This is a genomic window from Leifsonia sp. TF02-11 (genome assembly GCF_017565305.1).
Classification (GTDB): Bacteria; Actinomycetota; Actinomycetes; order Actinomycetales; family Microbacteriaceae; genus Leifsonia.
On record NZ_JAGEKP010000014.1, the window covers coordinates 139326 to 154605 of the forward strand.

A 15280-nucleotide genomic window follows, 5' to 3' on the forward strand; every position below is an offset into this window, starting at 1 on the left:
CGAGGCGCGTACCCGCATGGGGGACTGCGTGAGCGTGCAGACAACGGTTAGATGCCTCTCAGGGTGCTCCACTATCGTTGTGTGACTGTGCCCACCCCCCTCCGGCACACGAGGAGTCTGTTTGCGTTTCGTACTGGCCATCGTCGCGTTCGTGGTCGCTGCCGTCATGATCGTGGCCGGCATCGCCCAGCGCACGATCTTCGCACCCCCATCGCAGATCGCCGTGTCGGCGACCGTCGGCGGCGACGCGCGCTACATCGTGATCGACAGCGCGGTGCTCAACGCTCATCCCGGGCAGCAGACGCTGTCGGTGGCGGGAGCGCCCGACGGCAAGACGCAGATGGTCGCCTACGGCCGCACCTCCGACGTGAAGTCGTGGCTCGGCGACCAGAAGTACGCCGCCGTCTCCTATCGCGCCGGCTCCGGCGACCTCACGGTGAAGACGGTCACGCCCAAGGCCTCGACAGACTCCGGCTCCATCGACGGCTCCGCCTCCGGCTCCACCGCGACGCCCGCCCCGACGGACACGCCCACTGCGGCTCCCACGGCCGGCGCCGGATCGACGGCGGCCGCCACCCCCGGTCCCGACCCCGCCGGCTCGGATCTCTGGCTGGAGGAGTACGACGGCCAGGACGCCCAGCTCACCAAGATGAACGTGCCGAGCGGCGTGAGCGTGATCATCGCGAGCGACGGCACGAAGCCGGCGCCCAACAAGATCCTGCTGACCTGGCCGGTCGACACCAGCACGCCGTGGGCGTTCCCGCTCATCATCGGCGGCCTCGTGCTGCTGGTCATCGGCATCGCGCTGTACCTGTGGGGTCTCTACACCCACCGCAAGTCCCGCGGACCCCGGCGCAAGAGCGGACCCAAGATGCCCAAGCTCCCCAAAGCTCCGAAGTACAAGCCGACGGCCTCGATCGAGGCGACGCCGCGCGGCCGTCGCGCGAGCCGCCGCACGCGCGTGATGGTGCCGGCGCTGCTCGCCGGCGTGCTCGCACTGACCGGAGCGGGCGCCGGCGCCGCGTTCGCCGACGGCCCGACCGGCACGCCGACGCCGACGAGCACGAGCGTGCCGAAGGGCGACAACCAGCTGCCGCCCGCGGTCACTGTTCCCCAACTGGAGCGCATCGTCAAGCGGATCTCGGTGGCGGCCGCCAACGCCGACGCCAAGAACGACCCGGCGCTCGCGAAGCTCCGGTTCACCGGCCCCGCGCTGCAGCTGCGCGAGGCCAACTATGCGATCCGGGCCAAGAAGGCCGACGAGCCGGCGCTCCCCGCCATCCCGGCCGGCCCCCTGGAGCTGTCCCTCCCTCAGGCGACCGACAGCTGGCCGCGCACCGTCACAGCCGTGCTCAAACTGCCGAACGACGCGACGGGCAAGGCGCAGGCCCCGCTCGCGCTCGCGCTCGTGCAGCAGACGCCGCGCGACAACTACATGGTGGAGTACGCCATCGCCCTCGAGCCGAACGTCAAGGTCCCGAACCTGGCGCCCGCCAGCATCGGCGCAGCGGTGGTGCCGCCGGACTCCAAGCTGCTGAAGGTGCAGCCGAGCGAGATCGCCGCCGCCTACGGCGACATCCTCCTCAACGGCGACAAGAGCAAATGGCTGTCGAGCTTCGACCTGACCGACGACAAGCTCGTGGCTCAGGTGGGCGCGTCATGGAAGCAGCAGGAGCAGGCCCGGCTCGCGCAGCAGTTCGGCAACACGTCGTCGCTCACCTTCACGAGCAGGCAGGGCCCCGGACCGGTGATCTCGATGGCGACGAACGACTCGGGGGCCATCGTCTGGGTGAACCCGGAGGAGGTGCAGCTGCACAAGGTCCAGGAGGCCGGCGCGCAGGTGATCGCGGGCGCGACCACCGCCGCGTTGAGCGGCGTCGCCCAGTCGAACACCGGGATCGAGTCGGTGTACGGCTACCAGCTCGCGTTCTACGTGCCTCCGGCCGGCTCGGCGGAGAAGGTGCGTCTGCTCGGTTTCTCGCAGGGCCTGGTGTCCGCCCGCGAGGTGCAGTAGCCCGCAGGCGGAGCGCAGTGGCCCGCAGCGCCGTATCCTGTTAACTCGTTCGGACGCGCAGTCCGCGAACCGTCAGCCTCAGGAGAACCGCATGAGCCAGATCCCGCCCACCCCGACCAACCTCCGCGGCGCTGTGGACCTGAGCGGTCTGGTGAACCGGCCGCAGGCTTCCGCGGGCGGCGCCGCAAGTGAGGCCGCGCCCGGCGAGGCGATCGAGCTCCCCAGCCTGTTCTTCCAGGGCACGGACGCGAACTTCAACGACTTCATCGACCTGTCGATGCGGGTGCCCGTCGTCGTCGCGCTCTCGGCCTCCTGGGCCGACCCCGACCGGCGACTGGCGACGGTGCTCGACACGGTCACGTCCGACCTCAGCGGCCGGATCGTGCTGGTGCAGGTCGACGTGGATGCGAACCCGCAGCTCGTGCAGGCGTTCCAGGCCCAGTCCGTGCCCGCGGTCGCCGGCATCGTCGCAGGGCGACCCGTGCAGCTCTTCGCCGGGGCGATTCCCGAAGACCAGGTCAGGGACGTGGTCGCGCAGCTGCTCGAGCTCGCCGCGCAGAACGGCGTCACGGGTACGGCGAAGGTCGACGCGACGGCAGGGGAGACGCCCGAGGACGAGGCCGCCGAGCCCGAGCCCGAACCGCTGCCGCCGCTGCACGCCGAGGCCTACGAGGCGATCGACCGCGGTGACTACCCGGCGGCCATCGCCGCCTACAAGACAGCGATAGCGCAGGACCCGCGCGACACGATGGCGATCGCGGGTCTCGCCCAGGTGAGTCTGCTCGACCGGCTCGCCGGCCGCACCCTCGACGAGATCCGGTCGGCGGCCGCCGCCGATCCCGCCGACCTCCACGCTCAGCTCGCCGTCGCCGACCTCGACCTCTCCGGCGGCCACGTCGATGACGCGTTCGACCGTCTGCTGACGGTGTTCCCCAGCCTCGACGCCGCGGGCAAGGAAGCGGTGCGGGCGCGCATCCTGGAGTATTTCGAGATCGTCGGTGTGGACGACCCGCGGGTGGGCAAGGCCAGGGCTAGGCTGGCCTCGCTGCTCTACTGACCCGGATCCTCCTGCACATCGGAGGGGCCGAGGCACTCGCGGGCGGTTGATACCCCCCTCGCCTGGAAGGCTCACGCATGTCCCGTGTGCTCGTCGTCGGCGGTACCGGCTTGGCCGGACGCGCCGTCGCAGCTGAGGCCGTGGAGCGCGGCCATCGCGTCATCGTCGCAGCCAGGCGGATCCCGGACGACGACGCGGAGAGCTACGTCGTCGGTGCCGACTACGTGACGGTCGACCTGGTGTCCGGCGACGGTCTCGAGGAGGCGGTCGACGGCGTCGACGTGGTGGTGGACGCGAGCAATGCGTCCGGACGGCGCGCGTCGCACGTGTTCGCGCACGGCTCGCGCAACCTGTTGCACACGGCGGCACGGTTCGGCGTCGGCCGGGCTGTGCTCCTCTCCGTCGCCGGCATCGACGGCGCGCGATATCCGTACTACCGGGCGAAGCTGGTGCAGGAGCGCACGTATCTGGACTCCCCGCTGGAGACCAGGGTCGTGCGAGCGACGCAGTTCCACGACTTCGTGACCGCGATCTTCGAGCGCGGGCGTCGGTTCGGGATCCTGACGTCACCGGCCGCGACCCGGTTCCAGCCCATCGCCGTGTCCGACGTGGCGCGCGTTCTCGTCGATGCGGTCGAGGGAGCGGGGGAGCCGGAGGCGATCCGCACGGTGGGCGGCCCGCGCGTCGAGTCCGCACGCTCGCTCGCCCGGCAGTGGAAGCACGCCAGCGGCACGCGCCGCCCGATCCTCGCGGTGCGGCTCGGCGGACCGCTCGGCTCGGCGTGGCGCTCCGGGCGCAACCTCGCGCCGGAGCACGCGATCGAGGGGCAGGGCTACGACGCCTGGCTCCGCGGTGGAGCCTAGAGCAGCGCGAAGCGATGCCGCGACCCCAGCGCCGCGCGGTGGAGCTTGGGGCAACGCGCAGCGATGCTGCGACCCCAGCGCCGCGCGGTGGACCTTGGGGCAGCGCGAAGCGATGCTGCGACCCCAGCGCCGAGGGAGCCGGCGACCGAGGACAGAGCCGGCGACCGAGGTTGCCAACGCTCAGCGGCGCGGCCGCAGGTACAGCGCGCCCAGCGGGGGCAGTGTCAGAACGGCGGAGGCCGGGCGGCCCATCCACGGCTCGTCGTGTGCCGTCACCCCGCCGAAGTTGCCCACGCCCGACCCGCCGAAGTCGCTCGCGTCGGTGTTGAGCAGCTCTTCCCACTCGCCGGCGAACGGCAGCCCGACGCGGTACCCCTCGTGCGGGTTGCCCGAGAAGTTGAGCAGCACTGCGATCGGCGAGCCATCGCGGTCCTTGCGCAGAAAGGCCAGCACGTTGCCCGCGGCGTCCGAGCCGTCGAGCCACTCGAAACCGGCCGGGTCGTTGTCGAGCGACCACAGCTGCGGGTTGTCCCGGTAGACGGCGTTGAGCTGGGCGACGAGGTTCCACAGCCCGCGATGGCTGGGCTGGTCGAGCATCCACCAGTCGAGGCCGCGCTCCTCGCTCCACTCGGAGTACTGCCCGAACTCCTGCCCCATGAAGAGCAGCTGCTTGCCCGGGTGCGCCCACATGAACGACAGGAACGCCCGCACGTTCGCCAGCTGCTGCCAGTGATCTCCCGGCATCTTGCCGATGAGGGAGCCCTTGCCGTGCACGACCTCGTCGTGACTGATCGGCAGGAGGAAGTTCTCGCTCCACGCGTACACGAACGAGAAGGTGATCTCGCTGTGGTGGTAGCTGCGCCACATCGGGTCCTCGTGGATGTACTGGAGCGCGTCGTGCATCCAGCCCATGTTCCACTTGAGCCCGAAGCCGAGGCCGCCGGACGAGGTCGGCGCGGTGACTCCGGCGTAGCTGGTCGACTCCTCGGCGATCATGACGGTGCCGGGGTTGCGCTTGTAGGAGGTCGCGGTGACCTCCTGCAGGAAGCCGATGGCCTCCAGGTTCTCGCGGCCGCCGTGGATGTTGGGCTCCCACTCGCCGTCGTTGCGGGAGTAGTCGAGGTAGAGCATCGAGGCGACGGCATCGACCCGGAGTCCGTCGATGTGGAACTCCTCCAGCCAGAACAGCGCGTTGGCGACGAGGAAGTTGCGCACCTGCGAGTTGCCGTAGTCGAAGATGTAGGTTCCCCAGTCCTTGTGCTCGCCGCGGCGGGGATCGGGGTGCTCGTACAGTGCCTGACCGTCGAACCGGGCGAGCGCCCAGTCGTCCTTCGGGAAGTGGCCGGGAACCCAGTCGAGGATGACGCCGATGCCGGCCTGGTGCAGCCGGTCGATCAGGTACTTGAGGTCGTCGGGGGAGCCGAACCGGCTGGTCGGCGCGTAGTAGCCGGTGACCTGGTAGCCCCAGGAGCCGCCGAACGGGTGCTCGGCGAGCGGGAGGAACTCCACGTGGGTGTAGCCGAGCGCACCGACGTAGTCGATGAGCTGGTCGGCGGCCTCCCGATAGCCGAGGCCGGGTCGCCAACTGCCGAAGTGGAGCTCGTAGATGCTCATCGGCCCGGCGTGCGGATCGGTGGTGGCTCGGCGGTCCATCCAGTCGCCGTCCTGCCACGCGTGGCGGCTCACGGTGACGACGGAAGCGGTGTTGGGCGGAGTCTCCGCCGCCTGGGCCATCGGATCGATCTTGCGCACCCACTCGCCGTTCGCGCCGAGCAGGTCGAACTTGTAGATGGCGCCCTCGCCCAGGCCCGGGACGAACAGCTCCCAGACGCCGGAGACCCCCATGTTGCGCATCGCGTGCAGGGTGCCGTCCCAGCCGTTGAAGTCGCCGACGACGCGCACGGCGCGGGCATGCGGCGCCCAGACGGTGAACGCGGTGCCGACGACGCCGCCCAGATCGCGCACGTGCGCGCCAAGCGCCGTCCAGAGCTGTTCGTGCCTGCCCTCGCGGATCAGGTGGAGGTCGAGCTCGCCGATGGTCGGCAGGAAGCGGTAGGGGTCGTCCGACGTCCAGGTCGCCCCTCCGGAGTAGCGCGCCTCGAGCTCGTACGCGCCGGGGCCGACGATGTCGACGCCCTGCCAGATGCCGTGCGCGAGGTGCGCGAGCTCGATGTGGGCACCTGTCGGGAGGATCGCGAAGACCGCCTCGGCGAGCGGGCGGAGCGCACGGATGACCGTGATCGGGTCCTCGACGCCGGGCGCGGCGACCTGGTGCTGCCCGAGCACGGCGTGCGGGTCGTGGTAGCTGCCGGTCGCGACGGCGTGCAGGACTCGGTCGTCGATGGCCGGCAGGTCGACGGCGGCCGCGCCTTCGGGGATCGGGGTCATCGGGCGGCCTCCAACGGCTTGACGGTCAGGATGTGAACCGGCTCGGAGAAGGCGTCGAGGCGCACGTAGTTGTCGGCTCCCCAGGTCCAGCGCTGGCCGGTCACCAGGTCGCGCACCTCGAACTGCGATCCCGGCGCGATGCCGAAGGCGGCGACGTCGAGGTGCACCAGCGTCTCGCGCACCGAGTGCGGGTCGACGTTGGCGACGACGAGCACGGCATCGGGCTTGCCGCTGCGCGTGAACTCTCCCGCGAGGTACTTTGAGTACACGAGCACGGCATCGTCCTCGCTCCCGTGCACGTGCAGGTTGCGCAGCTGCCGCAGTGCAGGGTGCTCGCTGCGGGCGCGGTTGAGCATCGTGAGGTAGGGCGCGAGCGAGCGGCCCACCGCGGCCGCGCGGGCGTAGTCGCGGGGGCGGTACTCGTACTTCTCGTTGTCGATGTACTCCTCTGCGCCGGGGCGTGCGACGTTCTCGTACAGCTCGAACCCGGAGTAGACCCCCCAGGTCGGCGCCCCCGTCGCGGCGATCGCCGCCCGGATCTTGAACGCGGCAGGACCGCCGAACTGCAGGTACTCGGTGAGGATGTCCGGCGTGTTCACGAACAGGTTGGGCCGCAGGAAGTCCGCGGTGTCGTGGGCCAGGCCGGTGAGGAACTCCGCGAGCTCCTCCTTTGTGTTGCGCCAGGTGAAGTACGTGTACGACTGCTGGAAGCCGGCCTTTGCGAGCGTGTACAGAAGGGCGGGCCGCGTGAACGCCTCGGCGAGGAACACTACGTCCGGATCGGTGGCGTTGACGGTGTGGATCAGCCACTCCCAGAAGTGCAGCGGCTTGGTGTGCGGGTTGTCGACGCGGAAGATCCGCACGCCGAGGGACATCCAGTACCGCACGATCCGCAGGACCTCGGTGCGGAGCCCGTCGTAGTCGTTATCGAAGTTGATCGGGTAGATGTCCTGGTACTTCTTCGGCGGATTCTCCGCGTAGGCGATGGTGCCGTCGGGAAGGGTGGTGAACCACTCCGGGTGCTGTGTGACCCAGGGGTGGTCGGGGGAGGCCTGCAGGGCGAGATCGAGGGCGATCTCCAGCCCCGCCTGCTTGGCCTTGCCGATGAAGAACGCGAAGTCCTTCTCGGTGCCGAGATCCGGGTGGATGGCGTCGTGCCCGCCGTCGGGGCCGCCGATCGCCCACGGCGATCCCGGGTCGTTCTCCCCGGCGTCCAGTGTGTTGTTCGGGCCCTTGCGAAACGTGCGTCCGATCGGGTGGATCGGCGGAAGGTACACGACGTCGAAGCCCATCGCCGCGATTTCGGGCAGGCGCTTGGCCGCGGTGCGGAAGGTGCCGGACTGCCAGGAGCCGTCCGGCAGGCGCTTGGCGCCCTCCGACCGCGGGAAGAACTCGTACCAGCTGCCGACACCGGCGCGTGTGCGCTCCACGAGCACTGCCCGCGTCGGGGACAGCGACGGCAGCGCGACGACCGGACGCTCGGCGAGGATACGCCTGATGCGGTCGTCCACGGCCGCCTGGAACCGTTCGTCGACACCGCGCTCCGCGTCCGCCACCACCCGGGCGGCTTCGGAGAGGTGGCGGCGCTCCGCCGTGGAGCGACGCTTGTCGGCGGCCGCCCTCGCGAGCAGGTCGTGCCCGATCGTCAGCATCAGCTCGACGTCGACGCCCGCCGGGACCTTGACCTCCGCGTTGTGCCGCCAGGTGGCGTACTCGTCGGCGTAGGCCTGGACGCGGTAACGCCAGAGACCCTCCTGCTCCAGCTGGACCTCGACCTCCCAGCGGTCGGTGCCCGGCGCGACGGCGTGCATGTGGTGCTCGGTCTGGGTACCTGACGGGTCGAGCAGCAACAGGTCGACCCCGATGCGGTCGTGGCCCTCGCGGAAGGCCGTCGCGCCGAAGGGCACGACCTCCCCGCTGAACGCCGTGGCCGCCCAGTGCCCTTCGTCGACCTGGGGAGACAGATCGAGGATGGGGATACGGGGAAGCAGGGGCTCGTAGTCGATGTCGACAGGCTCGACGGCCGGCGTGCCGGTGTCGGCCGCACCGCCCGGCTCCGTCTCCACGGGCGCCTGCGCCGGCTCTGCTGCGGCGGCTGATGGTTTGGTCGCTGCGCTCTTTCCCACATGCCGACCGTACACTCATTCACTCACGCGTCATGAGCCCATTAACACTCCCGTCACAAGCCTCCTTTATGCTCGTGCGAGTGAAGGCCATCCGTAGATTCACCGTCCGCGCCGTCCTCCCCGAGAACCTCTCGGCCCTCGAAGAGATCGCGGGCAACCTCCGCTGGTCCTGGCACGAGCCGACCAAGGAGCTGTTCGCCCGCATCTCACCGGAGCTGTGGCAGGAGGTCGGGCACGACCCGATCGCCTTGCTCGGCTCCGTCGAGCCGGCGAGACTCGCCGAGCTGGCGGCGGATCCCGGCTACGTGGACTGGGCGAACCACGTCAGGGACGAGCTGCGCGCCTACATCCACGACCCGCGCTGGTACCAGTCGCTCGGCGACTCGGCGCCGGCCTCCATCGCCTACTTCTCGCCCGAGTTCGGGATCGCGGCGACCCTGCCGCAGTACTCCGGCGGACTCGGCATCCTGGCGGGCGACCACCTGAAGGCCGCGAGCGACCTGGGCGTCCCTCTGGTCGGCGTCGGGCTCTTCTACCGCTCGGGCTACTTCTCGCAGGCCATCACGCCCGACGGCTGGCAGCTGGAGAGCTACCCGGTGCTCGACCCGGACGGACTCCCGCTCAATGTGCTGCGCGACCCGGACGGTTCCCCCGTGCAGATCACGCTGGCCCTGCCGGCGGGCGAACTGCACGCGCGCGTGTGGCAGGCCGCCGTCGGCCGCGTGCGGCTCCTGCTGCTCGACACCGACATCCCCGAGAACGATGAGAGCCTGCGCTCGGTCACCGACCGGCTCTACGGCGGGGGCGGTGAGCACCGGCTGCTGCAGGAGCTGCTGCTCGGGATCGGCGGCGTGCGCGCCGTCAAGGCCTGGGCGGAGCTCACCGGTGCGCCGGCCGCCGAGGTCTTCCACACCAACGAGGGCCATGCCGGCTTCCTCGGTCTGGAGCGGATCTCCGACCTGATCGGAGAGGGTCTCACGTTCGACGAGGCCCTCCAGGTGGTCCGGGCCGGCACCGTGTTCACCACTCACACGCCCGTCCCGGCCGGCATCGACCGGTTCGACCGGCCGCTGGTGGAGCGGTACTTCTCCACCACCCTGCTGCCGGGCGTCGAGGTGGACGACGTGCTCGCACTCGGCGCGGAGGACTATCCCGGCGGCTCCGACGCGGTGTTCAACATGGCGGTCATGGGCTTGCGGCTGGGCCAGCACGCGAACGGCGTTTCCCGACTGCACGGGGAGGTCAGCCGGCAGATGTTCGGGGGACTGTTCCCGGGGTTCGACAATCCGGAGGTGCCGATCGACTCGGTCACCAACGGGGTCCACGCGCCGACCTGGACGGACCCGATGCTGCGGTCACTGGCCGTCGAGCGCCTCGGCACGGACGACACCACGCACGCCGACTGGGCGAACTCGGGCGCGGTCAGCGACCTGGACCTGTGGAGCGTGCGCACCCGGATGCGCGAGCAGCTCGTGCGCGACGCGCGCCGCCGGCTCGCCGCGGCGTGGGAGGCGCAGAACCCGGGCGGCATCGCGCCGGTCTGGATGAGCGACCTCCTCGACCCGAACGTGCTGACGATCGGCTTCGCCCGGCGCGTGCCGACTTACAAACGCCTCACACTGATGCTGCACGACCCGCAGCGGCTGCGGAACATCCTCCTCCACCCGGAGCGGCCCGTGCAGTTCGTGATCGCGGGCAAGTCGCACCCGGCCGACGACGAGGGCAAGCGCCTCATCCAGAAGCTGGTGCAGTTCGCGAGCGAGCCGGAGATCCGCCAGCGCATGGTGTTCCTACCGGACTACGACATCGGGATGGCCCAGTTGCTGTATCCGGGGACCGACGTCTGGCTGAACAACCCGCTGCGACCGCTGGAGGCCTGCGGCACCTCCGGCATGAAGGCCGCCCTGAACGGCGGGCTGAACCTCTCGATCCTCGACGGTTGGTGGAACGAGTTCTACGACGGCGAGAACGGGTGGGCCATCCCGTCTGCGGACGCGGCGGGAGACGGCGCAGAGCGCGACGCCCTGGAGGCCGAAGCGATGTACGACCTGATCGAGCACCAGATCGCCCCGCGCTTCTACGACCGCGACGGCGACGGCGTGCCCGATGCCTGGGTCGCGCAGATCCGGCACACGCTCTCGACCCTGTCGGCGCCGCTGAGCGCGGAGCGCATGGTCGGCGAGTACGTGGAGCGGCTGTACATGCCGGCGGCGGCCAACGAGAAGCGCCTGAGCGCCGACGACTACCGCGCCGCGCGCGACCTCGCGGCGTGGAAGCAGCGCGTGCGATCCGCGTGGCCCGGCGTGAACGTCGCCCACGTGGACGCCGGCGGGCTCGACGCAGTGCCGCAGGTCGGTGACCGCTTGCGCGTGCGAGCACTGGTGCACCTGAACGGCCTCCGTCCGGAGGACGTCGAGGTTCAGCTCGTCTACGGCCGCAGCCACGACGGCGAGGACCTCACCGGCGTGCACTACGAGCGCCTGGAGCTCGAACACGCGATCCCGGGTGCCGACCCGTCGGTCGCCCTCGAGTTCGCGGGCGGCGTGACGCTCACCTGGGCCGGCTCGTTCGGATACACCGTGCGCATCGTTCCGGTCAACGACCTCCTGCTGTCGCCCGCCGAGCTCGGCCTGGTCGTCTCCGCGTGATGTGATGGCCCTCCCGCTCAGAAGGCGAGCGGGAGGGCCATCAGTGCGACGGAGGCGGCGCCCAGCCCGGCTTCGGCGCGGGCGAGCGCAGGTCGGCGCGATCGGACGGCGATGATCGCCGAGACGGTGGCGAACACCAGGGCGGCGGAAACGACGAGTGCGGTGAGCGGGATGGCGTGGCCGGCGTGCTCCGCAGAGTGGGCCGGCCCGGCGTGGTGGCCCGCCGTGATCGCCACGAGCCCGGCCATGAGCACCGACTGCAGGGCGCGGTGCGCGTCCATCCCCGGACGGGCTCGCGCGCCGGCGGTTGCGCCATCGGAGCCCGCATGGGGAAGCCGTGCGCGCACGGCCGCCGCGATGCCGAGGGCGACGAGTGCCGCCGCCCAGACGATGGCCGGCACGATCGGGTGCGGCAGCAGCATGGTGTCGGCCATCGCCCCGAGCATCGCCAGCATCCCCAGCCATGCCAGCGGGGAGCGGCGGTCGGCGCCCCCGGCGACGCAGCATGCTCCCAGCGCGGCCGGGAGCATGCTGCCGAGGTGGAGGGCCTCGATCATCCGTGGTGGTAGGTGTGGTCGTGGTGCGTGTGGTCGCCGTCGCCGTGCCGGCCGGGAGCACAGTGCGCCGGCGCTTCGGCCGGCACGTTGAGCGCGGGGTTGCGGCCGAAGAAGCCGTACGGCTTCAGCGTGAACTTCGCGTAGTCCACCGGCATCACCGGCCAGTCCTCGACGCGCGGGAAGTGCGTCGGGCCGAAGGTGTGCCAGAGCACGATGTCCTCGCCGTCGAGCGAACGGTCGGCGGCCATGTAGGCGGGCAGCCCGTCGCCTCCCGGGTTCTGGTTGACGAACTCGCCGGCGGGGTAGCGCTCGTCGCTGGCGTACTGCGTCACCCACAGCTGCTTCGTGGTGAACGTGGCGCGCGCCGCGACCGTGGCCGACGGGTCGGCCATCAGGGTGGGGTTCTGCTCGGCGTGCAGCACGTAGCCGGTGGGACGCCCGAGCCGGTTCGTCTTCTCAGTGTTCACGATGTGCCAGGTGCGGCCGACGGAGGCGTCCGCGTCCCGTGCGCCGTCCGCCTCGCTCGCGATGCGGGTCACGCGCTTGGTGAAGGCGTTTCCGTAGGGGTTCGTCGCGCTGACCGGGAGGCGGACCGCGTCCACCTCCTCCACCGCGTTGGCGAGCCCGTCCACCATCATGTCGAGCCGCGCCGAGAACAGGTGCTGGTGGTACGGCGCGCCCAGGCCCGGGGCGACTTCGCTGGCGGTCGGCGAACCCTCCACATAGGCCGAGGTGAACAGGATGCCGGTCAGTTTGGCCTCGCACTCGATGGTGCCGTCGAGGTAGAGGTACCAGTAGAACCCGTAATCGTAGTTGCCGACGGTGGTGAAGAACGAGATCACCAGCCGACGCGATCGACGCACTTCGTTGGCGGACGTGAACATGTCGGTGTGCTTCCAGAGCGTCCCGTAGTCCTCCTCGTGCATGCAGATCGCGTTCTCGACCGTTTTGGGGCGGCCGAACTCGTCGGACAGCACGGCGTCGAAGTAGCGGATCTCGCCGAGGCAGTCGCAGCCCAGCGTGAGCGAGTTCGCGAAGCGGCCGAACAGGTACTCGCCGGTGTCGAAGTAGTTCTGCCAGTAGCGCGTGGGCGACGGGTCGGCGTACGGCACGACCATCTCCGCGATGGACGCGCGGTAGATCACCGGGCGCACCGTCCCGCCCTGATCGGGGTCGGCGAACGCGAGGTTGCGCAGGATGAGCCCCTCCCTGGCGTCGAAGCCGAGCGAGAACGACCAGTTCGCCCAGGTGACGGCGTCGCCCTCCACCCGGTAGCTCGGTCCCTCCGGCTGGGTGATCGAGATCGGCTTGAGGGTGTCGAGCGGAGCGGGGCGCTCCGTGGCGAGGTGGAAGTTGCCGGGCTCCTCAGGGACGGGGAGCTCGGCCGCGTCCACGACCTGGGTGACCTCGCGGGCGATGACATCGACGTACGCGCAGAGCCCGTCGACAGGATGCGCCCACGGGTGGTCCTCCGCGTGATCCATCCGGAACGCGAAGACGCGGATGATGCGGCGGCCCTCCTCACCCGGGATGTCGTAGGAGCCGGGCGAGAGCGGCGCGTACACCACCTGCTCGCTCGTGAGCCCGCGCTTCGCGAGCGCGCTCAGCCAGCCGGTGTCCGCCGCCATCACGGCGCCGATGGCCTCGAACTCCTCCTCGAGGATCGGCACCTGGCCGCGTGATCCGTCGATCGGGACCACGGCGATGACCTCGCCGCGGGTCAGCGACACGGCGGCGTCGACGCTCGCGCCGGACGCGACATCGAGCAGGAGCACGCGCGCTTCCCGCTCGGGTGCGGGAGCGCTGCCGGCGAGCGCGGCGAGCACATCCGCCTTGTCCGGCTCCAGGAGGCCGACGTAGACGAAGCGGGTGGTCTCGGTGACGGCGCCCGCGTCGCGGAGGATGCGCGAGGCCGAGGCGATCTCGGCGGCGGTGAGGCTCGAGAGCGGTCCAGGAGCGGTCGTCTCGCCGGGGAGGGTCAGGGGCAGTTCGGTGGTCATGGGTTCTCACGTCTCCTAGGCGCTGATGGTGTCGATGATGTTTTCGTAGGCGGCGCGCTTGGTGCGGCGCAGGACGAGGGCCTGCACGACGCCGATGATCGGGAAGGCGAGCATGGCGGCGAAGAACGCGAGGGAGAGCGGGCCGAGCACCGGGGTGCCCTGCGCATCCACATCGCCGATGAGGAGGGGGAAGTTGTCGACGATGATGAGCGTGACGCCCACCAGGCCGATGAGCCCGATGACAGGAGCGACGGCGGTGCGCCAGAGCCCTGCGCCGGTCTTCTTCCGGGCGAAGTAGACGATCACGGCCAGGCAGGTCAGCGCCATCAGCACGACGATCGCGAGTGTCGCGACACCGCTGAACCAGGTGAAGACCTGCAGCACCGGATCGAGCCGGAACACCGCGAACGCCGCGATCAGCACGGCCGCCGTGCCCGTCTGCACCAGGGAGGAGGCGTAGGGCGAGGCATGCTTGCCGTGCACGCGGCCCACGAGGGCGGGGAGCACGCTCGCGTTCGACATCGAGTGCTGGTAGCGGGTGACCACATTGTGGAAGGACAGCACGCAGGCGAACAGGCTGGTGATCAGCAGCACGTTGACGACCACGCCGCCGACCGACCCGAGGTAGTGCACGGCCGTGTTCACGATGAACCCGCCGGTGTCCTTCGCCACGACGTCGACGATGTGCGTCGGCCCCCAGCCCATCACCAGCGACCACGAGGCGAACGTGTAGAACACGCCGATAGCGATCACCGCGATGTAGGTGGCGCGCGGGATAGTCTTCTCCGGCTCCTTCGCCTCGTCGCGGAAGATCGCTGTGGACTCGAACCCGATGAAACCGGCGAGCGCGAACATCAGGCCGATGCCGGGGGAGCCGGACAGCACCGTGCTCGGCTGGAACGGCACCGCGGAGAGACCGTCGGCGCCGCCTGTCGCGATGATGACGACGCTCAGGATCACGACGATGCCCACTTCGGCGACCAGCAGCACACCCAGCACCCGCGAGCTCAGCTCGATGTGCCGATAGCCGAGGATGCCCACCAAGGCGACCATCGCCAGCGAGTACAGGTACCAGGGCAGGTCGGGGCCGTGCAGCGCGACCACCGACGACTCGAGTGTCGCGCCGAGGTAGCCGTACACCGCCACCTGTACGGTCGTGTAGGTGAGGAGCGCCAGGTACGCCGCGGCCAGTCCGAGCGGGCGTCCCATCCCGTAGCCGACGTAGGTGAAGAACGCGCCGGGGCGCGGGATGAACCGGCTCATCGCACTGAGCCCGACGGCGAAGAACAGCAGGATGATCGCTCCGATCGCGAACATGCTGGGGACGCCCGCCCCGTTTCCGAGCAGGACCGCCACGGGGAAGCCGCCGCCGATCACGGTGAGGGGGGCCGCGGCGGCGACCACCATGAACACGATCGAGCCGACGCCGAGCCGGCCGGAGAGCTGGCGCGACGCGCCGGGCCCGCGGATCGCGACCGGATCGCCGAACAGAGCGTGGGGCTCCTGTGCTGCCGTCATGAGTTCCTCCAGGAAGGGCCGAGTGGGATGTGCGGCCAGTCTCACCACCCGGTGTTGCGCCACCGTTCCGTGCGCGTGAAGACTCCCGGCGCCCGGAATGGGACGGTGC

General features: G+C 70.3%; 9 protein-coding genes. 4 read left to right on the plus strand and 5 right to left on the minus strand.

All coding sequences use genetic code 11. The annotated features are described in order from the left end of the window. Positions 1-121 precede the first annotated feature (121 nt). From JNB50_RS17700 to JNB50_RS17710, 3 genes are all read left to right on the plus strand, one after another. Positions 122-2014: a hypothetical protein gene (locus JNB50_RS17700; RefSeq protein WP_208041480.1), complete on the plus strand. Its 1893-nt coding sequence runs from the start codon at positions 122-124 to the stop codon at positions 2012-2014. 91 nt (positions 2015-2105) lie between these two features. Then, positions 2106-3071 (plus strand): tetratricopeptide repeat protein, encoded by a 966-nt coding sequence (locus JNB50_RS17705; RefSeq protein WP_208041481.1) that lies wholly within the window; start codon positions 2106-2108, stop codon positions 3069-3071. 77 nt (positions 3072-3148) lie between these two features. Further along, positions 3149-3934, plus strand: coding sequence for an SDR family oxidoreductase (locus tag JNB50_RS17710; protein WP_208041482.1), 786 nt, complete (start codon positions 3149-3151; stop codon positions 3932-3934). A gap of 180 nt (positions 3935-4114) precedes the next feature. Here JNB50_RS17710 and glgB read toward each other — a convergent pair whose 3' ends face one another. Together glgB and JNB50_RS17720 are read right to left on the minus strand one after the other, a co-directional pair. Then, complete coding sequence (glgB, locus tag JNB50_RS17715) at positions 4115-6322, minus strand: 1,4-alpha-glucan branching protein GlgB (protein ID WP_208041483.1); 2208 nt, start codon at positions 6320-6322, stop codon at positions 4115-4117. Then, positions 6319-8313, minus strand: coding sequence for an alpha-1,4-glucan--maltose-1-phosphate maltosyltransferase (locus JNB50_RS17720; RefSeq protein ID WP_279555004.1), 1995 nt, complete (start codon positions 8311-8313; stop codon positions 6319-6321). The genes glgB and JNB50_RS17720 overlap by 4 nt, the downstream gene beginning before the upstream one ends. 215 nt (positions 8314-8528) lie before the next feature. Between JNB50_RS17720 and glgP the strand changes: the two genes are divergently transcribed. After that, entirely contained in the window at positions 8529-11096 is a 2568-nt protein-coding gene (gene glgP / locus JNB50_RS17725; RefSeq protein WP_208041484.1) for an alpha-glucan family phosphorylase, read from the plus strand. 17 nt (positions 11097-11113) lie between these two features. Here the strand turns inward: glgP and JNB50_RS17730 are convergent, their stop codons facing one another. From JNB50_RS17730 to JNB50_RS17740, 3 genes are read right to left on the minus strand one after another with little or no spacing between them, the layout of a single operon-like run. Continuing rightward, the gene (locus tag JNB50_RS17730; RefSeq protein ID WP_208041485.1) at positions 11114-11653 is read right to left on the minus strand and encodes a hypothetical protein; all 540 of its coding nucleotides are present in this window, start codon (positions 11651-11653) and stop codon (positions 11114-11116) included. After that, complete coding sequence (locus JNB50_RS17735) at positions 11650-13653, minus strand: primary-amine oxidase (protein ID WP_208041486.1); 2004 nt, start codon at positions 13651-13653, stop codon at positions 11650-11652. Before JNB50_RS17735 ends, JNB50_RS17730 begins: the two co-directional genes overlap by 4 nt. A 15-nt stretch (positions 13654-13668) precedes the next feature. Continuing rightward, positions 13669-15171, minus strand: a complete 1503-nt coding sequence (locus JNB50_RS17740) for an APC family permease (protein ID WP_208041487.1) — start codon at positions 15169-15171, stop codon at positions 13669-13671. Between the last annotated feature and the right edge of the window lie 109 nt (positions 15172-15280).